At 31.4% G+C, this 23,798-nt stretch carries 18 protein-coding genes; 10 read left to right on the top strand and 8 right to left on the bottom strand.

Annotated elements, in window-relative coordinates:
• The first annotated feature begins 135 nt into the window (after positions 1-135).
• Together AC2TDS_RS01070 and AC2TDS_RS01065 are read left to right on the top strand one after the other, a co-directional pair.
• Complete coding sequence (locus AC2TDS_RS01070; protein WP_484737279.1) at positions 136-1,305, top strand: sensor histidine kinase; 1,170 nt, start codon at positions 136-138, stop codon at positions 1,303-1,305.
• A 765-nt stretch (positions 1,306-2,070) separates the two neighbouring features.
• Positions 2,071-2,493, top strand: a complete 423-nt coding sequence (locus AC2TDS_RS01065; RefSeq protein ID WP_484737278.1) for a helix-turn-helix transcriptional regulator — start codon at positions 2,071-2,073, stop codon at positions 2,491-2,493.
• A gap of 493 nt (positions 2,494-2,986) precedes the next feature.
• Here AC2TDS_RS01065 and AC2TDS_RS01060 read toward each other — a convergent pair whose 3' ends face one another.
• Positions 2,987-3,856 carry an outer membrane beta-barrel protein gene (locus AC2TDS_RS01060; protein ID WP_484737277.1) on the bottom strand — a complete coding sequence of 290 codons (870 nt, stop codon included), beginning with the start codon at positions 3,854-3,856 and terminating at the stop codon, positions 2,987-2,989.
• A gap of 135 nt (positions 3,857-3,991) precedes the next feature.
• On the opposite strand from AC2TDS_RS01060, the gene AC2TDS_RS01055 reads away from it, so the two are divergent.
• Positions 3,992-5,170, top strand: coding sequence for a class I SAM-dependent methyltransferase (locus AC2TDS_RS01055; protein ID WP_484737276.1), 1,179 nt, complete (start codon positions 3,992-3,994; stop codon positions 5,168-5,170).
• Positions 5,171-5,290: 120 nt separating this feature from the next.
• On the opposite strand, the gene pepE is transcribed toward AC2TDS_RS01055, so the two are convergent.
• Positions 5,291-5,992: a dipeptidase PepE gene (gene pepE / locus AC2TDS_RS01050; RefSeq protein WP_484737275.1), complete on the bottom strand. Its 702-nt coding sequence runs from the start codon at positions 5,990-5,992 to the stop codon at positions 5,291-5,293.
• Positions 5,993-6,395: 403 nt separating this feature from the next.
• Between pepE and AC2TDS_RS01045 the strand changes: the two genes are divergently transcribed.
• Positions 6,396-7,202, top strand: a complete 807-nt coding sequence (locus tag AC2TDS_RS01045) for a peptidase associated/transthyretin-like domain-containing protein (protein ID WP_484737274.1) — start codon at positions 6,396-6,398, stop codon at positions 7,200-7,202.
• Positions 7,203-7,313: 111 nt separating this feature from the next.
• Here the strand turns inward: AC2TDS_RS01045 and AC2TDS_RS01040 are convergent, their stop codons facing one another.
• Entirely contained in the window at positions 7,314-7,676 is a 363-nt protein-coding gene (locus AC2TDS_RS01040) for a hypothetical protein (RefSeq protein ID WP_484737273.1), read from the bottom strand.
• Positions 7,677-8,087: 411 nt separating this feature from the next.
• Here AC2TDS_RS01040 and AC2TDS_RS01035 point away from each other — a divergent pair, with 411 nt between their 5' ends.
• From AC2TDS_RS01035 to AC2TDS_RS01015, 5 genes are all read left to right on the top strand, one after another.
• Complete coding sequence (locus AC2TDS_RS01035; RefSeq protein WP_484737272.1) at positions 8,088-8,897, top strand: carboxypeptidase-like regulatory domain-containing protein; 810 nt, start codon at positions 8,088-8,090, stop codon at positions 8,895-8,897.
• Positions 8,898-9,185: 288 nt separating this feature from the next.
• Entirely contained in the window at positions 9,186-9,680 is a 495-nt protein-coding gene (locus tag AC2TDS_RS01030; protein WP_484737271.1) for a DUF6702 family protein, read from the top strand.
• Between the two features lie 72 nt (positions 9,681-9,752).
• Positions 9,753-11,984, top strand: coding sequence for a M1 family metallopeptidase (locus AC2TDS_RS01025; protein ID WP_484737270.1), 2,232 nt, complete (start codon positions 9,753-9,755; stop codon positions 11,982-11,984).
• A 96-nt stretch (positions 11,985-12,080) separates the two neighbouring features.
• Positions 12,081-14,387, top strand: a complete 2,307-nt coding sequence (locus AC2TDS_RS01020) for a type IA DNA topoisomerase (RefSeq protein ID WP_484737269.1) — start codon at positions 12,081-12,083, stop codon at positions 14,385-14,387.
• Positions 14,388-14,884: 497 nt separating this feature from the next.
• The gene (locus AC2TDS_RS01015; protein WP_484737268.1) at positions 14,885-17,482 is read left to right on the top strand and encodes a T9SS type A sorting domain-containing protein; all 2,598 of its coding nucleotides are present in this window, start codon (positions 14,885-14,887) and stop codon (positions 17,480-17,482) included.
• 300 nt (positions 17,483-17,782) lie between these two features.
• Here AC2TDS_RS01015 and AC2TDS_RS01010 read toward each other — a convergent pair whose 3' ends face one another.
• Positions 17,783-18,469, bottom strand: coding sequence for a TrmH family RNA methyltransferase (locus AC2TDS_RS01010; protein WP_484737267.1), 687 nt, complete (start codon positions 18,467-18,469; stop codon positions 17,783-17,785).
• A gap of 47 nt (positions 18,470-18,516) precedes the next feature.
• Here AC2TDS_RS01010 and AC2TDS_RS01005 point away from each other — a divergent pair, with 47 nt between their 5' ends.
• Entirely contained in the window at positions 18,517-19,200 is a 684-nt protein-coding gene (locus tag AC2TDS_RS01005) for an SIR2 family NAD-dependent protein deacylase (RefSeq protein ID WP_484737266.1), read from the top strand.
• Here the strand turns inward: AC2TDS_RS01005 and AC2TDS_RS01000 are convergent.
• The 4 genes from AC2TDS_RS01000 to AC2TDS_RS00985 form a co-directional block, all read right to left on the bottom strand.
• Complete coding sequence (locus tag AC2TDS_RS01000; protein ID WP_484737265.1) at positions 19,197-19,673, bottom strand: DUF6495 family protein; 477 nt, start codon at positions 19,671-19,673, stop codon at positions 19,197-19,199. The genes AC2TDS_RS01005 and AC2TDS_RS01000 overlap by 4 nt on opposite strands.
• Positions 19,674-19,745: 72 nt before the next feature.
• Positions 19,746-20,636, bottom strand: a complete 891-nt coding sequence (locus tag AC2TDS_RS00995; RefSeq protein ID WP_484737264.1) for an anti-sigma factor — start codon at positions 20,634-20,636, stop codon at positions 19,746-19,748.
• A gap of 62 nt (positions 20,637-20,698) precedes the next feature.
• The gene (locus AC2TDS_RS00990; RefSeq protein WP_484737263.1) at positions 20,699-21,379 is read right to left on the bottom strand and encodes a Crp/Fnr family transcriptional regulator; all 681 of its coding nucleotides are present in this window, start codon (positions 21,377-21,379) and stop codon (positions 20,699-20,701) included.
• Positions 21,380-21,497: 118 nt separating this feature from the next.
• Positions 21,498-23,765 (bottom strand): aconitate hydratase, encoded by a 2,268-nt coding sequence (locus tag AC2TDS_RS00985; protein WP_484737262.1) that lies wholly within the window; start codon positions 23,763-23,765, stop codon positions 21,498-21,500.
• Positions 23,766-23,798 lie beyond the last annotated feature (33 nt).

Genomic DNA, 23,798 nt, shown 5'->3' with positions numbered 1-23,798 from the left:
ATTTTATTGCTAATTATTACCGTATTTTTTATTATTATTTGCTATGATTTGAAATATCCAATCACTTGTTCAGTTCTTTTCCTTCTCCTTATATTTCAGTTTTTACTACTTCTAAATTATTTCAAGAAAACACTTTTGGATATAGAAAAATCCCTAGATACTTTACTGTTTGAAGACTATTCAAGTATAATTACTTCAAAAAGAGTACAAAACGTTCTTCAACATAAAATAGGATTGTTATTAGAAAAACACAGGCATAAGGAGCTATCAAAAGTTTCTGAACAACTAATTTTTACAAATATCATTGAAAACTTAAGTATTGGCATTCTTATTTTACGCAAAGATATAAACGGTAAGATCAGTGTTTTTCAATTAAACAAAGCCTTTGTTGAATTCTTAAAAATTCCTAAAATTTATGATTGGAACCTATTAAACAGTAAATTAGGTTTAATTTCAGTATTTATTGATGATTGGATTGAGTTTAAACATACCGTTTCATTAAATATTGATCAAGTACAAGAAACTTTTTTCATTAAATCATCAATTACGAAAACTAATCAACACCAATACTTAGTGATATCATTAGAAACAATTCAGCAATTAATAGATAAAAAAGAAAAGGAATCTTGGTATAGGTTAATGAAAGTTATGTCCCATGAAATAATAAATACAATCACTCCTATAAGTAGTTTAGCAGAGAATTTAGATTCGTTACTTACTGAAGAAAATAACAATCGAACTATACATGAACTCTCTAAAGGCTTACAGATAATTAAAAAGAGATCAAACCACTTAACAACCTTTGTTAATTCTTACAGAAAGTTAACAGAATTACCTAATCCGATAAAGGAAAGAGTAAATTTATCAGAATTACTTCAAAATACATTGGTATTATTTGATTCAGAATTTAAAAAACGAAGAATCACGATCGATTTTATAATGAATACCAATTATTATATACATGCAGACAGTAATCAAATCGAACAAGTTATTATCAACTTATTATCCAATTGTCTTTTTGCACTAGCCAATATTGACAAACCAACAATCAAGATTAGTGTTTTTGAACAAAATAACCAAATTCATCTGTTGATTATGGATAATGGAATCGGAATATCTAATGACATTAAGGAAAATATTTTTGTTCCGTATTTCACTACAAGAAAAAATGGTTCTGGTATAGGTTTAACATTAAGCAAAAGTATCATGGAAGCTCATAATGCTACCATTCAATTTAGCTCAACTACAATGAAAACAATTTTCACTCTAATATTACCGAAAGAATCAAGTAATTCACAATTGTAAACCGTTGTTTTTAGTATTTATTTCTGCTTAAAACAGATATTGTGGTTTTTTATAGTCTCATATAGCATATATAAAGAGATATAATCAAATCTCTCTTTAAATAATGTAATTTATAGCGTTTTTGACATTATTTTATAAGAGAATTGCGAATATTACTGTAGATGTTTAAAGTTAATTATGATTATAGCAACTATTTCAAGTTTAAAGTATACAATAAACAGTTTATTTACAATTGTAAACCGTATTTAAATACATAATCATTACATAGATTCTAATAAGACGAAATGTTTAGTTAATAGCTTCGAATTTTTCGTCTTATAAGTAGTTTATGTACTGAATAAGCCTATTTTTAATAGCTATTATTGAATTATCACCTATATATGACGATTTGTACGTATAATTTGGTGAAACTTAACCATACCCCTTATTTTAATTTAATGTATAGTACAGTAGATTATTTGAGTTTTATATTAATCCTATCATAAAACTACCAGTATACAATTGTTATCACATGATTTACAAAAGTAACTCATTGCTTTCCACTCATCTTAGTTTAGTTTTGTTAATCCTAAATATATGTAGATTTGAACCCTCTATAATAGATAAATCTTATCATTGAACACTAAAAAGCTGTTTGTCAAGGGTTAATATCACTTTAACTGCACTATTACTTCATGTTTTTTTACTTATAATCTTAATTATTCTTAGTTTGTTGGAGTTAATTAAATTGTTTACATTTGTATATATTTAATTAAATTAACAATTGTGAACTCTATAGAATTTGTTTCTCGTTTAAAAATTATACTTAACCATTATAATTTATCTTCTTCAATTTTTGCGGATACTATCGATGTTCAACGCTCCAGTATGTCACATTTAATTTCTGGAAGAAACAAACCTAGCCTTGACTTTGTTCTTAAGATTATAGATAAATTTCCTGAAGTAGATCTATATTGGTTATTAAATGGTGAAGGTTCTTTTCCGAAACAAAAAGAGATTGCCAAGGCTCCCATTAAACAAGAAACTATTTCGAAACCAAAAGCCACTACTCCATCTCCATCACTATTTAATCAAAATGAACAAAAGGACGAAACTTTTTCAAATAAGGAATTCTCAGAAACGGTGAAAAAATTGGTGAAAATTGTACTATTATACGACGATGGTACTTTTCAAGAATTCAATAAATAGGATTTTAGTAATTTTCAAAAATCTATGTTTGTACAAGATTTTTAATAAATCCACCTTAATACTATAATTTGCAATAATCAGTGCCCTATAATCGTTAATTTAACGATTCCTGAAAATTCGATATTCCGTAGAAATGTACAGATGACTTTCAAATACGCAATTCTCAGGAAGTAAAAAAATGTTACAAACCGATCAAATAAAAAAGAGAACTCTACTGAGCTCTCTTCTTCATCAAATTGTTTGTTTACTATTTATACCGATGATTCTTAGGTAAAGTTATTCAATCATTTCTTTACAGTCATGCTTGTGTTATATATCGATTGGAATTTAAAGTTACCTCTTAATTTCGTTTTACTCATTAAAGGGTTTCAAATAACCAAAGCATTATACTATGAAACTAAGAAAAGGTTTTATTAATATGCTATCACCTATAGATCGGAATTTACCATAACCATTTTTGCCAGTAAATTACCAGTAAAAATCGTCGTACTTTTTATTTACCAAAAGTATAGGTAATTCCAAAATTTAGACCAAAAGAAGAATACGGTACTTTTTCAGATAATTGTTTGGCACCTGATACATCAGCTCCTAAAGGTAATTCATCTACATATTCAATAGTAGCATTGAATACAGAAGCCAAAGGGTTTGCTCCTGCTAGCATAATTGATCTTACTTGATCAATACTTAAAGCTCCTCCATTCTCCCTAATCACTGCAGAAAATTCTGTCATTTCAGAAGAATCTCTAGTAACACTAATTCCCATATATTCAAGTTCTGCAAACAATGAAATATTCTTCGCAATATTATATTTGTAACCAATGGCAGCAATTGCTCCTAAAGGTAAACGACCTTTATAATCATGCACAAAATCTACATCTAGAGTTGTTTCAATAGGAACATCTGGAAGAGTATTTGCTGGGATTTTTATATCTCTTAAAGTTCCAATAGCCTCAGTTCTTCCGCCAATTTTTACAAGAGCGCCAAAACGACCATAAAAATTGTTTGTAAACTGATAAACGATAGAAGCTGAAGCTCCATAAGCTCTACCTCTTGCTTTTATATCTACAAACGGGTGATTCGGAATTTCTAAGTATGTGGAAGACTGATCAGCTCCGTGCAAATAGCCCAAACCTACTTCAACGGCAAAAGATTTATTAAAAAAATACCCACCTCTTAATTGTGAATGTAGCCCTTCTCCATAACTACCATAGGTATTTTCAACCCCGTCGACAGTAGTTTTTGTTCCAAATTTCACACCTGCACTTGGTATTGAATAACCGGTACTCGCTGACACATAAAACTGAGCTTTTGCACTTAAAGCTACTAAAAACATAGCTATCAATAACATACTTCTTTTCATCATAAATATTTAAATTTTCAAATTAAAAAAGTGCGCAAAACTAGAAAAATTTGATCAAATTAATACATATTTAGCTATTAAAATATCTGTATTTTTGTAACTATTATACTAGTACAATTAGTTACTTTTCCTAATGAAATGAATAGAAAAATTCTACAATCTGACGCTCAATTATTTATCAATAGTAATGTAAAGACCGATGTAAATAAATTAATTTTAAAAGGATCTCCTTTTCATGATATATCTATTCAAGAATTGGCTAACCAAATTATTGCAAAAACAAAGGCAGAAAAAAAATTACCTACTTGGTATTGTAGTACCGGGGTGTACTACCCTCCTAAATTAAGTATTGAACAAACGTCATCTGAAATCACAGCTCACTACAAATCTAACTTGGTATCAGGAAAATCAATTATTGATATAACTGGCGGATTTGGTGTTGATAGTTTATATTTTTCTAAAGTTTTCGAAGAGGTTATCCATTGTGAAATCAATAGTGAATTATCTGAAATAGTTGCTTATAACAACAAATTACTTGGAGTGAAAAATATTAAAACGATAGCTAAAGATGGCATAAGCTTCCTCGAAAACACTGCTCAAAAATTCGATTGTATTTATATTGATCCGTCAAGAAGAAATGATGCTAAAGGAAAGGTTTTTCTGTTGAAAGATTGCTTGCCTAATATTCCCGAAAATTTAAATTTTCTATTTTCAAAATCAGATCATATTCTTATCAAGAACTCTCCTATTCTAGATATATCTTCAGCCATTAACGAACTAAATTTTGTAAAAGAAATTCATGTCATCGCGGTGAAAAATGAAGTAAAAGAATTGCTGTTTTTATTGCAAAAAAATTATACTGATACCATTGATATTACAACACACAATATTCTAACAAACACCGTAGAGCTCTTTGGTTTCAAAAGAGATATCGTTTCAAATCCCACTTATGATAAACCTAAACGCTATTTATATGAACCCAATGCAGCTATTTTAAAATCAGGCGGTTTTAGCGAGGTTTCTCAACAATTGAAAATTGACAAACTCCACATAAACTCTCATTTATATACTTCAGAATCTTTTGTCAACAATTTCCCTGGGAGAGTGTTTACTATAGAAAACTTGTTCAAGTATTCTAAAAAAACAATCAAAAAACAGATTCAAGAGAAACAAGTCAATATTACCATTAGAAATTTCCCTAAAAGCGTAGCGCAGCTTCGCAAGGAAACAAAACTAAAAGACGGCGGTAACACCTATCTCTTTTTTACGACCAATTTGAACAACGAATTAATCGTTATTAAATGTAAAAGACTGTAGTTCAAACAAAATAATATATATAATTTTACGTTAGCCCTATTGATAAGTGTCTATATCTAGGCATGTTTTTAAGGGGAAAATGTTAAAACATGTCTAAAAGCCTTGAGCAATCAAGGCTTTTTATATATTAACAATATTATTTGTCTCTAATTCTATAGGAATCTCACCTTTTTGAAAAAGTCTTGCCGTTAAACGCCCTCTTAAAATAATTGTAGTTCCATTAACCTCTAGCCAACTACCTTCTCTCAAGCCTAAAACAGACGTTTTATTAAATACATGAAATTCCTTGATCCGCGTTTCTCTAGTTTCTCCCATATGCTTAGAATTCGGATCCGGATCCAAATAATGCGCATTTATGTTAAATGGTATCAAACCTAGCGTGTCAAAACTTGGAGGGTATACTATAGGCATATCATTGGTATTCATCATAGTAATACCACAGATGTTACTACCTGCACTTGTTCCCAAATATGGAACACCATTCTCTACAACCTTTTTTAAAACATCTATCAAATCATTTTTATACAATTGATTCACCAGCTCAAAAGTATTACCTCCCCCAGTGAAAATCCCTTTTGCATTTAAAATAGCTTCTCTTGGATTCGCATACTCCTCTATTCCTTGTACACTTAAGTTTATTTTTTTAAATGCGTTTTTGACTAGAAGCGTGTAGTCTTCATAACTTATTCCACCAGGCCTTGCGTAAGGAATAAATAAAATAGGAGATGCTTTTTTAAAGTGTTCTGATAATACTGGTAACATATATTCTAGATACCCACTACCGTACACTGTTGATGTACTTGCTATTATAAGTTTTTTCATATAAAGAGTTTGTTCAAAATTACTTATTTTATACTTTCGACAATGTATATATTCAAAAAATAGTAAAGGTAGGGTACCGTTTTATCTTTTAAAATCTAATAGTTACTATCTTAACTACTCCAATCCTACATCATTGTATATAACACAAAAGTGCAAACGTAAGACATTAGATATACAATTTCAACTCAAATTTCGTGTTGCCGTCATAATAGATAATTACGTTGTTTTTTGTTTCTCAATTTGTTTTTTCTATTTACTAAAACAGCAAACATAGCTATACAATTAGGGCTATTAAAAGCACATTATTATTCTGGTAATTAATGTTTAACAAAACATTACAAGGTTCTTAGAACATTTTTAAGAACAGTAGTTTGTTATTTTGTTTACAATAAGATTTAATCATATGATAAAAAAACTACTCTTGTTATTTGTACTAAGCTCTACCTTTTGTAATTCACAGGAAAAACAAGTTACGTTAACAGGCTTCTTAATGGATACTTTGGGGATTATTAAAAATGGTCATATCGTAAACATAACGACAAATAAGGGAGTATTTAGTAACGATAAAGGTAACTTTTCTATCGATGTTTCCTTAGGAGATAAACTACGGATTTCATCGATACAGCATCATCCTAAAACTATCATGATTAATTCTAAAATAGTAGCAAAGAAAACAATAAACATTACGCTTTATACAAAAACATATATTTTGGATGAAGTAGCGTTAAAAAAACATAATTTAACGGGTAATTTAATGATTGATATTGAACAGATCCCAAAAGATACCATTAATGAAATGGTTAACACTATGATATCTTCTATTAGAAACATGAATGCTAAAAATATCTTGATGATGCCTACTGAAGCTGATGAAACACATTTATCTAAAGTAAAACCCAACAAAATACCTAATACCTTTAATGGTTTTGGATTTAGCGTACCTTTAGGTGGTAATAAAGATAAAAAAAGAAGAGCCCAGAGAAATAGATTAAAGCTTAAAAAGGAGTTTCCTGAAAAGTTGCTACATGCACTTGGTAAACATTTCTTTTTTAATCAATTGAAAATCCCTGAAGACAATTACTATCACTTTATCGAATATTGTAGTTTCGTTGGAATAGAGGAATTCTACTCTCAAAATAAATTCTTTAAACTTATAGAAATTTTAAAAAAAGAAAGCATTCAATACCTTAAATTAGTTAAACGATACTAAAACAATAATTATTTTTATTGTCTTTTATAACTGCTTATAAAACATTATACTTGTAAGTTTTCTAACTGTTCACATACGTCATTCATCTTACAACAAAGTTTTCTTTTAAACTTATTTTACAGTTATATTCTTATCTTTTTTATTACAAGATTCAGTCGTTTCTTTAAAACATTTCTTAGAAACTCTTTTCTTTCTAAATCGCAAACTATTAATTGTTTCAGCAGTAATGTCTAACTCAATCAATTCCGTTCTCTTGATATATTTTTTTGTTTTTCTAACAATAGTTTTCTTTTTGTCAAGTGCTACCGTTTTTATTAAATCAAGTGATAATGAATTTTCATCTTTTACTTCATCAGAAGTAACTAAATACTCTACTTGATTTTCAACAACGACTTGTTGAGAAAATACTGATGGTACATTTAATAAAATACAATTAAGAAAAAAACTACTAAATATTATTTTTAATGTTTTCATTTTTAAGGGGGTTTAAATGATCACTAACATGCTGATTACTACAAATTTCATGCCATTATATAGCTAAACTGAAAAGGAACATCAATAGTATTCTGAGGTAAGATACGAAATTCTTTCCTTTTTTAAAAAGGTTTAAATATATTACTATGAATTTTCATTCAACATTTAGTTTAACTTATGAAAAAGAAAGGCTAATCATTTTTAATTATTAGGAATTTAAAAGATGAGAAATAATAAAAGTTAACATATCATTATAGCTAAACTACTCAGTACATACACTTTTTTAAAATCGTAGTAATGCCTCTATTTATTTCTTTAACAAAGTAAACAAGAATTGTTAAAAATTATTTAACAACATAGATATTTAAAAAAAGGAAAGAATTTCGTATATTAATCCAGCAAAACTGAGATATGAAAAATTTAATTATTTATACCGCATTATGTATTTCTACAAGTATATTTTCGCAAAAGGAACGCGAGGTTTTTTATGGCATTATTTCTGACAAAGTTGGAGTACTTCCTAATGTTCATATACTTAATCTAAGCACAAAGCAAGCTACATATGCCAATGATGAGGGAACTTTCAAAATACCCGCTTTATCTGGTGACAGTTTACGTTTTTCATATGTTGGCTATGAAACTAAAATCATAAAACTATCAAAAGAAGTACTTAGCATGCTAAATGAAAATAGTTTTACTGTGAATGAAATCAATTATACCTTAGATGAAGTTATCGTAAAACAACATGACTTTCAAGGAGATTTAACTTACGATATTAAACAGACACCCAAAGATAGAAGAGGTCAGGTGCTTGAAAAAACAATGGACTTTACTAATGTAAATATGTCAGCTAAACTTGATGATGATCATATTGATACACGAGTAAGACCGCCAGTTGTAAATTCCGATCCTAACTTGAATTTTGTAGGAGCTAGAGTAAATGCGGTCATTCCATTCGGGTATTCTAAACGTTTATGGGCGCTTAGACAAGAACTAGCTATTAAAAAAGGGATACCTGCAAAATTATTAGCTGAATTAGGAGAGAAATTCTTTTTTGAAGAATTACAAATCCCGCCCGAACGTTACTATCATTTTTTAGAATATTGTAATCCTTTGGGTCTTGAGAGTTTATATACCGCTAAAAAAACGTTAGAAGTTATTAAAATGCTCCGACGAGAAAGTGTTTCTTATTTAGAATTAACATCAAAACAACATAATTAGTCATTTTATTTAGACTCTCTTTCATAGCACAAAAAACACCTAAACCACAGCAATACAATCATATAATATTTTAATAATTGTACGATACATCTACTAAGATAACCAGATGCAATAAGAAGTGTTCTTGATTACATGTTACTCACATAGAGCGCATTTAACTCTTGTAATAAATTATTGTCTAATAGATTAAATCTAACATTATAGTTTAAAACTATAAACTTAGTAACACATCAACCAACTTTAGTATAAATACACTAATTTGGCGCACCAACGCACAGTTCTATTCAAATGAAAAAATCTTTACCAATTTTAATATTATTATTATTTACTTCATTGATCTCTGTTCATAAATATTATATTGCTTTAACAGAAATTGAGTATAGCGAAAAAAGCAATAGTGTTCAAATGATTATGAATGTATTTATAGATGATATTGAACTTGCAATTCATAAAGATTATAATACAAATCTTCAACTAACTACTAAAGATGAACCCGATAACGCTGACCAATATCTCTACAAATATTTAAAAGAACATTTCAAAATTTTTATTAATAATAAACAAGAATTGTATACGTTTATTGGGAAAGAATATAATGGGAACATTGTTTATTTTTATTTAGAAATAGACAATATTTCTGAGGTTAGTACCATTGAAGTTCACAATACTATTTTAATAAAACAATTCCCTGATCAACAAAATATAATAAAGGCTACCTACAAAAAAATACGTAAAAGTCTTTTTCTAACCACCAAAAATGATAAAGGTTTGTTAAAATTTTAATAAGCACTCTTTTTTAGTAATATTAATTCAGTAATTTTCCGATTTGGTAAAAAAATATTTATAAGCAGAATAATGAGAAAATATACAACATTACTCTTTACAGCTCTTTTGGTATCTGCCTCTGTTTTATCACAGCAAACAGACGGTAACAAAAAGCCTCAACAAGGTCATACTGATCAAAATAAGTTTAGACAACTAAAAGATGTACTAGCAACACCTAACGATCAACGTACTGCATCTGGTGCTCCTGGTCATGAATATAGCCAACAAAAAGTTGATTATATAATGGATATCCGTTTGGATGAAGCTACAAACACACTATATGGAGATGAGACGATCACCTATCATAATAATTCTAAAGATCACTTGGAGTACCTATGGGTCCAATTAGACCAAAACATGCGTGCCCCTGACTCAAAAACTCCGCTAACAGAATCCAAAGGAATTCGTGCTTTTATTCCTGCTGATAAATTTGTTGAACAAAATATGTTTAAAGCAAAAGATTTTGGTTACAAAATTGAAGCAGTCAAATATGATGATGGTCGAGATTTACCTCATACCATTAACCATACGATGATGCGAATTAACTTACCGCAACCTTTAGCTCCAGGAGCAATTTTTAAATTCAAAATAAAATGGAACTACCTAATTAACAACTCTGTAGAAGATGGAGGTCGTTCAGGTTTTGAGTTATTTCCTGATGGAAATAAAAACTATACCATTGCTCAATTTTTCCCTCGTTTGGCTGTATACAATAATGTAGAAGGATGGCAAAATATGGAATTTTGGGGACGTAGTGAATGGGCTCTCGAATTTGGTGATTATGATGTAAAACTGACAGTTCCAGCCGACCATATTGTTGATGCTACTGGTGAATTACAAAATGAAAAACAAGTATTAAGCAAAGAGCATCGTAAGCGTTGGGAAAAAGCTAGAAAATCTTATAATAACCCTGTTTTTATTGTTACTCAAGAAGAAGCTGAGGCCAATGAAAAGGAAGGAACTACAAAAACTAAAACTTGGCACTTTAAAGCAAATAACGTTCGTGATTACGCATTTGCTTCCTCTAGAAAATTTATATGGGACGCAATGGCGGTTGATATTAATGGAAAAACAGTAATGGCTGTTTCTTTATATCCTAAAGAAGGAAATCCTTTATGGGAAGAGCATTCAACTAGAGTTGTAGCGAATACTTTAGAAGAATATTCTAAATTGACCTTTGACTACCCTTACTCGAAAGCGATTTCAGTTCATATTAAAGAACAAGGTATGGAGTACCCGATGATCTGTTTTAATTATGGTAGACCAAATCCTGATGGTACTTATTCTGACAGAGTAAAAAATGGAATGATCGGCGTGATTACTCATGAAATTGGGCATAACTTCTTCCCTATGATTGTCAACTCTGATGAACGTCAATGGACATGGATGGATGAAGGTTTAAACTCTTTTGTTGAAATATTAGCAGAACTAGATTACGATCCTAATTTTAATACTGGAAATTTACCCAAAGACATTGTTGGTTATATGAGTTTAGATCAAGATCGTCTTTCTCCTATTATGTCTCAAGGGGATTATGTTCATAACTTTGGTCCTAATGCATATACAAAACCGGCAGCTGGTTTATATATGTTACGCCATACAATTATGGGGCCTGAATTATTTGATTATGCCTTTAGAACATATTCTAAACGATGGATGTTTAAGCACCCTACGCCGGCTGATTTCTTTAGAACAATGGAGGATGCTTCAGGTATGGATCTAGACTGGTTCTGGAGAGGGTGGTTCTATACCACTGATTATACTGATATTGGTATTAAAGAAGTGAAATCATTATATTTAACTGACAAGCCTAGTCAGCAAACTAAAAAATTACAGGAGCGATATCCTATTCAATTTTCACGTTTAGGTAAATTATTTCACTTAACGACAAAAAAAGAAGATGCTAATACGAAAGAGCTGGAGGCACATATTAACAATCTAACTTCTGAAGAAAAGGCTACCTTAAAAAAATTACCTAAACATATTTATCAAGTTGAGTTTGAAAAACCTGGTGGTTTAGTAATGCCGATTATTGTAGAGCTAACCTTTACTGATGGCACAAAAAAACGTGAAACTTTTCCTGCTCAAATCTGGAAAAAAAACGAGAACAATGTATTCCGTGTATTTACGTTGAACAAAGAACTTAAAAGTATTGTAGTTGATCCAGACTTAGAAACTGCTGATATTGATACTTCTAATAATAGTTGGCCTAAAAAAACAACTAGTAAATTTGACAAGTTCAAAAATACCGTAAAACAATAACAACTATTTCAATTGTTGAAAAAACGTGGCATTTGCCGCGTTTTTTGTTTGTATACATAACCGAAAAAATAGTAATTTCGATTTTAAAACAGAAGGATGAAAGTTTGTATTGCAGAAAAACCCAGTGTTGCTCGCGAAATAGCCACTATTTTAGGAGCCAATACAAAACATGACGGATATTTTGAAGGAAATGGCTATGCCGTTACGTATACTTTTGGCCATTTATGTACTCTTTTGGAACCAAAAGATTACAAACCCCATTGGAAAAGCTGGAATTTAAACAATTTACCCATGCTTCCTATAAGGTTTGGAACCAAAGTAACAAATGATATAGGCATCCAAAAACAATTCAACATTGTTAAATCACTATTTGAAAAAGCTGATGTAGTTATAAACTGTGGTGATGCAGGACAGGAAGGAGAATTAATTCAGCGATGGGTCATTAATCAGGCAAAATATACGGGAAAAATACAGCGTTTATGGATTTCTTCTTTAACAGAAGAAGCAATAAAAGAAGGTTTTGAAAACCTAAAAACAAATGAAGAATATAATAATTTATACTATGCTGGATATTCCAGAGCAATTGGTGATTGGCTTTTAGGGTTAAACGCTACTCGTTTGTATACTGTAAAATTTGGGAGAGACAAACAGGTTTTATCAATTGGTAGAGTGCAAACACCCACCCTAGCGATGTTAGTAAACCGGTATACAGAAATAAAAAAATTTAAACCTCAAACCTACTGGGAACTGCAAACCTTATATAGACAAACCTTATTTGCCTGTGAACAGGGACGTTTTTTAAAGAAAGAAGAAGGAGAAACTTTTGCCAATAAAGTAAAGGAGGCTGAATTTGAAGTGATGTCTGTTACCAAAAAAAAAGGAAAAGAATACGCTCCTAAACTTTTTGATTTAACTGGATTACAAGTATACTGCAATAATAAATTTGGCTTCTCTGCAGATGATACTCTAAAAATTGTACAAAAGCTGTATGAAATGAAAGTAGTCACCTACCCTAGGGTAGATACCACTTTCTTACCAAATGATATTTATCCAAAAGTGCCCAATATTTTAAAAAAGTTAACTGCTTATGCTAGTTTAACGGAGCCTGTATTGGGTAAAAAAATACGTAAATCCACTAAAGTATTTAATGATAAAAAAGTAACCGATCACCATGCCATTATACCTACAGGCATACAAGTTAACTTGCAATACAATCAACAACAGGTTTATGATATTATCACTCGTCGATTTATAGCTGTTTTTTACCCTGATAGTACTATTTCTAACACCGTGGTTATTGGAAATGTAGATGACGTATCATTTAAAACTACCGGAAAAGAAATCTTAACCAAAGGATGGCGTGAAGTTTTTGAATTCGGAAATGAAAGCAAAAAAACGTCAGAAACTGGTGTCTTACCAACATTTGAAAAAGGGGAAAAAGGTCCTCATGAACCTTCTTTCTTGGAAAAAGAAACTAAACCTCCTCGGAATTATACAGAGGCTAGTTTACTTCGTGCAATGGAAACAGCAGGCAAACAAGTAGATAATGATGAAATGCGCGAATTAATGAAAGAAAATGGTATTGGACGTCCTTCTACTAGAGCAAATATTATTGAAACCTTGTTCAGAAGAAAATATATAGAGCGTCAAAAAAAATTAGTTGTTCCTACACAAACAGGCATTGACTTAATTGAGCTTATTGACAACGAGCTATTAAAATCAGCTGAACTAACTGGTTTATGGGAAAAAAGATTAAAAGAAATAGAACGAGGTGAATACCACGCTTCTACCTTCATAAAGGAAATGAAACAGATGGTTGATCAACTCGTTTATGAGGTTCGTTCAAGTACGAAGACTAAGAGAATTTCTTATGAAGCATCTCAGCAAACGGACATGAAACCTAAAAAGAAAGCTACCATAAAGAAAAGCCTTTTAGGGAAAGAGTGTCCTAAATGTAAAAAGGGGCAATTATTAAAAGGAAAATCAGCCTATGGTTGTTCGGCCTATAAAAATGGCTGTAAATTTATGCTTCCATTTCAATTCATGGGTAAAAAAATATCAGAAAATCAACTTATTAGATTATTAGAAAAAGGATGTACCACCAATTTAAAAGGGTGGAAAATTGGCAAAGAAAAAGTAGAAGGTTTAGTTCGTTTTGATGAAAATTTCTCTTTAAAGATAGAACCTAAAGAAGAAAAAAAACATACTGATCACAATAATATGGATACGCCCATATGCCCTAAATGTAACAAAGGAACTGTTTTAAAGGGAAAATCAGCTTACGGTTGTTCTAACTATAAAACTGGATGTGATTTTGTTTTTACTTTTGATAGAATAAAGGAAATCGCAAACGGTAAAACATTAACTAAAGAACTGGTTTACAAAATACTATCTTCTTCATAACACCTTTTATTTTGCCTTTAGATTATCTGTCAAAAAAGAGTATCATTTTTTTGAGTTTAAACATTCACACATAACACCTGTAAATCAAATAGCTACACTAGAAACTAGGATACTTGTAACAATAAATTATGTAGTCTTTTTTTGTACTCATGCTTGTGTTTTATCTATACACTGGTATTTACCATAAAATCACGATAATCTATACATCATCATTCTTATACCAGTTATTGTTTGAATTTACCGCAAACGAAAATGAGTGTTTTTTTCTTTTACAGTAAATTCAAATGGTAAAAGGTATTAAGCCCTTTAAAAAACCTGAGACATATAAAATAATCTATATCAATACTTTACAAATTGAAAAAAAATTATAAATTGTGACAAAATAGTGAATTACAATACTGGAATACAACCTTCAACTTTTGTAAACCTTTAAAACCTACACCATGAAAAAAAATTACATTTTTACTCTGGTATTCCTTTGTTTTCATCTTAGTTGTATGAAAACAGTAGAAAAAAAAACCGTATTACCTAAATCCTATGAACAAAGAGATCAAAAGGAAAAAAGAGATGATAATCCAGATAAATACGCTATTTGGACGCCTGAACAAGCTGCGAGACATCAAAAGATACTCCTAAAACTATCTGCACAAGCAAAAAACTTCAACACGCAAAACAAAACAACAGCAACCTATGCTAATGGAAATTTAAATGGTTCCTGGAATATTAAAGGCCCTAAAAATATGCCTGGAGCTTTCAAGTTTGCAGAAATGTTAGATGGTACAGATACTATATACGGTGTAACACATAATCATTATGCAAGTGAGTACAATTCCAAGTCGTATATATTTAAAGGAACTGTATACAATCCTAAAACGGGTCAAGGAGGTGATGATTTTGAATTACTTACCGCACATTGGCCTAATCGTTATAAAAATTTATTCGCCTTTAAAATTAATAATAAGGTACGATTGGTCGCACATATTGAAAACGGTCCATTATATTTTTCTGATGATGATGGTCAAACTTGGTCGCGATCTAATGGTTTACCAAATACAAATAAAAGTTCTATTGTAAACAGACAAGACAATCATACTTTATACGTCACAAATAACAAAAAAGTGTATGTTTCTAATGACTATGGTGTTAATTTTTCAGAATTTAAAAATTTTGGAAATAGTCAAAGTAGCTACTTGTATACACCAAGATATGATGTTCAAGGAAATGCAAGTGCTGTATACCTAGGAAGATCTGGCAAATTTTACAAATTAAATAACCAAAAAACAAACTTTAGACTGCTAGGGAATTATACCAGATCACATGGAGAAAATAATTTAAGCATTGGTGGAGATAGTAGAGTTTTATATATTACCGTAAATAGTCGATATTGGGTATCTACAGATAATGGTAGGAGTTGGATAGAAAAATTTCCAAAAGGAAATTGGTACGGAGACCGTACAAGAAAGCTATCTGCTGGAATGTTTATCGGAATTCATCCAGAAAATCCAGATATATGCATAGGTGGATATGCCATTCCTGTAAATTCGATGGATAAGCTAGATAATACAGTTTCTACAACAAGTGGCTGGGGTAACTATCAAAATGGAACAAACCTAAGCGCTAGTGAATATTACAATCGTATTCGATTTAATTATCACCCAGATTTTCAAGCTTCTCATTTTTTCTATAACAGTTCAGGAGATTTATTTTCTACGAGATGTTCGGATGGTGGAATCTTTATTTCATACAAAGAATGGAATGATTTTCCTCCGGAAGGAACACCATTTGATAACGATGGATACGAAAATGCACACTATATCAATTTAAATGTGTTAAATACAGTAACTCCTTTGGTATATCGTAAAAGCCTTTTTACGGGAGCTAACAACCCTAACCACATCTATTATAGCACTCAAGATCAAGGTAGCTGTAGTGTAATTGACGATAATGGTGATGATATACTTGATTTTTATCAGAACATTGGAGGTGACGGTCCCCCCATAGATAGCCATGATGGGCAATATGCTTGGAAATGGCAAAGAGAAGGTAAAAAAATATATGCCCCAGTTCCAATATATGAAAACGACGGAAGTTTTAAGTCTATTAGTAGCATTAATAGTCAATTTAGCGAGGCGAATTCTTTAAGTTTCAATAAAAATTCAGTTATGGGGTGGGTACAAACATTTATAGATAGAGACCAACCTGACAAACGTATATGGATACTTTCTAGGGATCTTATTAGAGTTACTTGGGATGATGATACTCTTTCGGAACATATTCTTTCTAAGGGAACCAATCACATTATGGCTATGGCACAAGCAACTGTTAATCCGGATATTTTGTACATGGTACAAGACGCAAAATTGTATAAGTCGGTAAATAGAGGAATCTCATTTGACTTGGTTTCACAAACCCTATTTAAAAAAACCAACGAAGTTGAAGGCAGAGGAGATATTGGAAGTGCTGTCGTTTTACCAGAAAACGATAATTGGATTTTATTTTGTGGTCCTAGTAAAAACAATATTGGATCTATACTATCTAAAGATGGTGGGGAAACGTGGACAGATGTTACTGGAGATTTCCCAAGCGGAATAGACGCTCAAACCGGTGGTATGATTGCAACTAGTGATGGAAAATTTATTTTTGCTGGAACTGATATCGGGCCTTATGTATTTGATGTTGAAGAAGAGAAATGGTATTCCATTGCAGAAGGTATTGGTTTTTTTAATGCAATGGATGTTGACTATATAGCCTCTACAAATACGGTGCGTTTTGCTTCGTGGGGTTCTGGAATTGTAGATTTTAACATTGAAAATGATGCTTTAAGTGTGCAGGATATACCTTTTGAAAGTGATTTTATTGTATACCCGAATCCTGTAAGCGATATTTTACACATTCAATTCAACAAAACCCAAAAAACACCTTTAGATATTTCCCTATATACTATGCAAGGAAAAAAGCTATTTACAAAATCTAGTAATTTTATCCATAAAACAACGGAGCAACTAGACCTTTCTTCTTTAAATACAGGTATCTATTTATTGAATATTTCAGATAACAATAGACATACGATAACTAAAAAAATTATTATCGAATAACCTTACAATAAAACAATTACATACATATCAGTGGTCTACTATGGTAGAAATAAAAAAATTAAACATCCTATCATAGTAGTTTTTATGATTGTAGTTCATATGATCTCAAACAATTATACCAGTTATTATTTGAATTTACTGTAAAAGAAAATGGTATTAAAACCTTTTAATAAGTGAAACAAAATTATGAGATATTAATATCCAATTCTTGGATTTTATATAGCAATTGTATTAGCAATAAACTTAAAAGAACACCCGAACTTATTGGGAGTTAAACTAATACTATTATTCAGGGCACAACTATTTGTTTTTTGCCTCTATAGTATCGTAATATTGCGTAACCAATTTATCTACATTTTTAATAGACTTCTGAATCCACTCTTCATATAACTCTTGTTTTTCTTTTGGAGATAAACACCAATTCAAACTTTTGGTATTTCGTAACCTACTAGTAAGGTCTTGCAAAATAATGGCTGCTGCTACAGATATATTTAAGCTTTCGGTAAAGCCTACCATTGGTATTTTTAAGAACCCATCGGCGTGCTCCTTTACATACTCTGAAATACCTTCTTTTTCTACTCCAAACACAAATGCTGATTTTTTAGTCACATCAAAATCAACTAAATGACAAGAATCATTATGGGGTGTTGTTCCTATAATTTGATACCCTTTATTTTTTAAATCATTCAAACATCTTTCTGTATTATCTCCATCAGATTTATAGCGATGGAAATTCAGCCATTTCTGACTTCCTTTAGCAACATGTCTTGACACCTTATTCGTATACTTGTTTTCTATAGCATAGATATCTTGAATTCCAAAAACATCACAGCTTCTAACCACAGCACTTGAATTATGTGGTTGAAAAACATCTTCTAAAACTACAGTGAAATGACGCGTTCTGTTTGATAATACTTTATGAAATAAACTTTTACGCTTTTCGGTTACATAACCTTCCAGATATTTAAATAATTCGCTATCAATCATGATACAAACATACTAAAATTTCATATTTTCGTTTTATATTTTTTAGCATGAAAAAACGACTAGTAATTTTGACAGGTGCTGGGATAAGTGCCGAAAGTGGTATCAAAACTTTTAGAGACGCTGACGGATTATGGGAAGGTCATGATATTTATGAAGTAGCTTCTCCTGAAGGTTTTTATAAGAACCCTAATTTGGTTTTAGATTTTTATAACCAACGAAGAAAACAATTACTCAACGTTGCTCCTAATAGCGCTCATTATAATTTAACTCATCTCGAAAATAAATATCAAGTTGATATCATAACTCAAAATGTAGATGACCTGCATGAGCGTGCTGGAAGTACTAATGTTTTACATTTACACGGTGAACTTCTAAAAGCATGCAGTACTAAAGATAAAAACTTGGTGTACGATTGGAATAAGGACATTGTTCTTGGTGACTTATGTGAGAAAAAATCACAATTAAGACCCTATATAGTTTGGTTTGGAGAAGATGTTCCAATGCTTGAAAATGCCATAGAAATACTGCTCAAATGTGATATTTTAGTAATAATAGGAACCTCTATGCAGGTTTATCCTGCAGCGAGTTTAATAAACTATGTCCCCTCAAATACTCCCATTTATTTTATTGACCCTAAACCAGCAGTAACAAAAAATGACTTTAATCAGTTAACTGTTATAAAAGACGTTGCTAGTGCAGGTACACAAAAACTGTTAGCATTATTAGATTAGGTTTTTGAAATTAGTTTATCGAAATATTCATAAAGCTCTCCTTGTGAAATATAACTTCCCTTTTCGATTAAATTAAAAACTTCACTATTCCTATCTTGTTGATATTTTTTTGCCCCTTCTAAAATCTCCACATTATTACTATTCATATTCTTTAATAACCATTCGTAACCTTCTTTTTCTAACAGATTAATTTCTAACTCTGTAACTTGAACAACAATTCTAAGAATACGCTCTTCCTCACATTTAAATAGGTTTATAATATTAGATGAAAAATGTTCCAAATATTTTGCCTTTGTTAGCACATCATCCCAAACAACATCACTGAAAACATTCATTTCTTCCTCAGCAACGTGAGGCTTTTCCTTTTTAATTTGATTCCACTCGTTCACATCAATGCTCTGAGTTGCTAAAAAGCGAGCAAACTCCTCATGTAAACTTTCAAATTGTTCTTTTGTCAATTGTCTATACTTCATATATTAAAAATAAGAGCAACCAAAGATAATTGATTGCTCTAAAACTTAATGACTATAATAAACAAAAAACTATTAACGGGTTACAGTTCCTGAAATAGTGTGTATGGGGCCTGTACCCATTATTAACGTGTTATGATCATCTGCATCCATAGGTACTTCATGAGCCAAAGGCTTCAAAGTAAAAGGATTTGTGCTATTATCAGGGTCTGGTTCAACAGAAAGAACAATTGTTTTTCCTCTTAAATCAGTGGGAAATGTTAAACCTTCTGGTGCATTTTGTATAAAATCCTCACCTGGGTATGCTGGTCCAGTTCCCATAGTTCCAATATATGGAGATGTAGTGGCATTATCGTCTGCCATAGCAGTATCAGTAAATGTTCCCGTACTTATTGGTATTCCATCAATAACAACCCATCCTTCATACTTCCAACCCTCTGATAATGTTGGTAATGTAAGCCCACTCATTAGACTTCCACTAGATATATCTAAAAACCACACACCACTTCTTTCATTAGTATTATCACCATCGGTTGGTGTTGCTAAAATATACTTTCCTGTGGCATTTGAAAAATCTCCTACAATTCCTGTAGAAGTAATAGTTGCTGAATTATTTGAAAAATCTCCTGCCAAAATTTTAGTATTTGATGGGTTTGGATCAGAATCTATAGCTGGTTCAATAGATAAAACAAATTTTGTAGCCGCGTCTAATTGATCCGTATCAACTGTAAAGGATGATTTTGAAAAATTTCCGGAATCATCAACGGTAAAAACTCCAGTTGAAATAGGTGTGTCATTTACAATAATCCACCCCTCATAGGCATAATCATCACCTAAATTTTCAAGACCATCAATGTTTAGAGATAAACTTGAGCTAGTGGGTGCGGTTACTATGTTATCATCATCGTCATTACAAGACGTAAAACTTATTGCTATTAAAGCAATCAAAAATATATTTAATTTCATTGTTTTTTGTTTTTATGAATTATAAGACAAAGATATTTCGAGCATTCGTTATAAACTGTCAGCTAGCTGACAGTTATACTTTTTTTTAATATCCTGAATTCTTTTCTACTAAAATCAATTATTTCTTGCTGCTTGAGTTCATTCATTAAAGTACTTAATGTAGGTCTAGAAGTACCAATAAGAGTTGCTATATCTTTTTGTGTATAAGGATGCTTTATGATATGATCACCCGTTTCTTCACAGACATTTCCATAATCATCACAAAGTTCATTAAGAAACTCTAACAAACGTGTTCTGGTGTCTTTGTATAGTAATGATTGAAGTCTTCGTTCCAATTTTTTTATTCTCAATCCAATGAATTTATAAATTTTAAAACTAACTGACACATTATCTCTCATTAGTGAATACATAGTACTCTTTGACACAGGACATATGGAAGTATGGTTATCAATAGATTGTGCAAATTCGTTTCTTTTATCTTCTCCCAAAATAGCTTTTTCTCCAAAAATTTCACCGCGTGTTAAAATCGCCGTGATGATTTCATCTCCTTCTTCTGTATAATATCCTATTTTTACTTTTCCTTTGTTAATTAAATAAACCTTATTAGCTGCATCTTTTTCAAAATATATATAATCTTTCTTCTTATAAAGATTAACAGTATGATTTTTTTTATAGGTTGAATATCTATGAGGGCATAATATCTTAAACAAGTTAATTTCTTCGAAACACCAAATTCCACTCATAATTGATTCTTTAATCGTTATATAATTTTAGTCTCGAAAACAAGATGAACATTACAAAAAAAACTCTGGTTAAGACCAGAGTTTTTTTGATTATAATTACCAATTATCTTTCTATTAACTATACGTTATGTTTCTTAATTAAATTTAATGCAGAACCTTCTTTAAACCATTCTATTTGGCCTTTATTATAGGTATGATTGGCTAAAATAATATCTTTTGAGCCATCTGCATGCACAACTTCAATGGTTAACGCTTTACCAGGAGCAAATTCATTTAGATCTAAGAAGTTAAAAGTATCATCTTCTTGAATTAAATCATAATCGGCTTCATTTACAAAAGTCAAGCCAAGCATTCCTTGCTTTTTAAGGTTTGTTTCATGAATACGAGCAAAAGATTTAACCAATACGGCTGCTACGCCTAGATGGCGAGGTTCCATTGCTGCGTGTTCACGAGAAGAACCTTCTCCATAATTGTGGTCTCCTACAACCAACGTTTTTATACCCGCTGCTTTATAGGCTCTTTGTGTTGTAGGTACCCCATCGTATTCACCAGTTAACTGACTTTTAACAAAGTTCGTTTTCATGTTAAAAGCATTCACAGCACCAATTAAACAGTTGTTAGATATATTATCTAAATGCCCGCGATAACGTAGCCAAGGACCTGCCATTGAGATATGATCTGTAGTACATTTACCATGTGCTTTAATTAATAACTTAGCATCTCTAATCGTATCTCCTAATGGTAAAAACGGTGTTAATAGCTCCAAACGTTCAGAATCTGGTTTCACGGCAATTTTAACGTCACTTCCATCTTCTTTAGGTGGTAAATATCCTGCATCTTCAACCGCAAAGCCTTTTTCTGGTAGCTCCCATCCTGTAGGCTCGTCTAACTTAATTTCTTCACCTTTATCATTAGTAATGGTATCGGTTATAGGATTAAAGTCTAGACGTCCTGAAATAGCGATAGCCGCTACCATTTCTGGAGAAGCTACGAATGCATGAGTGTTTGGATTTCCATCTGCTCTTTTAGCAAAGTTTCTGTTAAACGAGTGTACAATACTATTTTTAGGCGCATTTTTAGGATCTTCATATCGACCCCATTGACCTATACAAGGCCCGCATGCATTGGTAAATATTTTTGCATCTAATTTTTCAAATACTTCTAAGATTCCATCTCTATCTGCTGTATAACGAACTTGTTCAGAACCTGGATTAATTCCAAATTCAGCTTTAGTTTTCAAACCTTTGTCTATCGCCTGTTGGGCAATTGAAGCTGCTCTTGATAAATCTTCATAAGAAGAGTTGGTACAAGAACCTATTAATCCCCATTCTACTTTTAATGGCCATTCATTTAATTTAGCCTTTTCGGTCATATCTCTACCCGCTTCGGTGGCTAAATCAGGGGTAAATGGACCATTTAAATGTGGTTTTAACTCATCTAAATTAATTTCTATTACTTGATCAAAATATTGTTCAGGGTTTGCATATACTTCGGTATCACCAGTTAAATAGTCTTTAATCTCATTTGCTGCATCTGCTACTTCATTTCTATCTGTAGCTCTTAAATAACGTTCCATAGATGCATCGTAACCAAAAGTTGAAGTTGTTGCTCCAATTTCAGCTCCCATGTTACATATTGTACCTTTACCAGTACATGACATTGAAATAGCACCTTCTCCAAAATATTCTACAATAGCTCCAGTTCCACCTTTTGCAGAAACGATACCAGCTACCTTTAAAATGACATCTTTTGGTGCCGTCCATCCTGATAACTCACCTGTTAGCTTAACCCCGATTAATTTAGGAAACTTTAATTCCCATGCCATACCTGCCATAACATCTACTGCATCAGCTCCTCCAACTCCTACAGCTACCATTCCTAACCCACCCGCATTTACGGTGTGTGAATCAGTACCAATCATCATACCCCCAGGAAAAGCATAATTTTCTAATACTACTTGATGAATAATTCCTGCCCCTGGCTTCCAGAAACCTATTCCGTATTTATTAGAAACTGATTCTAAAAAGTTAAATACTTCATTACTATTATTAAGAGCTGTTTGTAAATCCTTATCGGCTCCAACTTTCGCTTGAATTAGATGATCACAGTGTACAGTTGTTGGAACAGCCACTTTACTTTTCCCTGCCTGCATAAACTGTAATAACGCCATTTGAGCAGTAGCATCTTGACACGCAATACGATCGGGAGCAAAATCAACATAATCTCTTCCTCTTACAAAAGCCTTGTTAGGTTTTCCATCCCAAAGGTGTGTATATAATATTTTCTCTGCTAACGTTAAAGGTTTACCAGTAATTTCACGAGCAGCATCTACTCTTTTCACTACTTTGCTGTATACCTTTTTAATCATTTCAATGTCAAAAGCCATATCTCTATATATTTAGTTCTTAAACGTTATTTT

It is taken from the genome of Tenacibaculum profundicola (assembly GCF_057220795.1).
The sequence above is the reverse complement of the archived record's forward strand: the minus strand, read 5'-3'. Positions and strand labels throughout refer to the sequence as shown.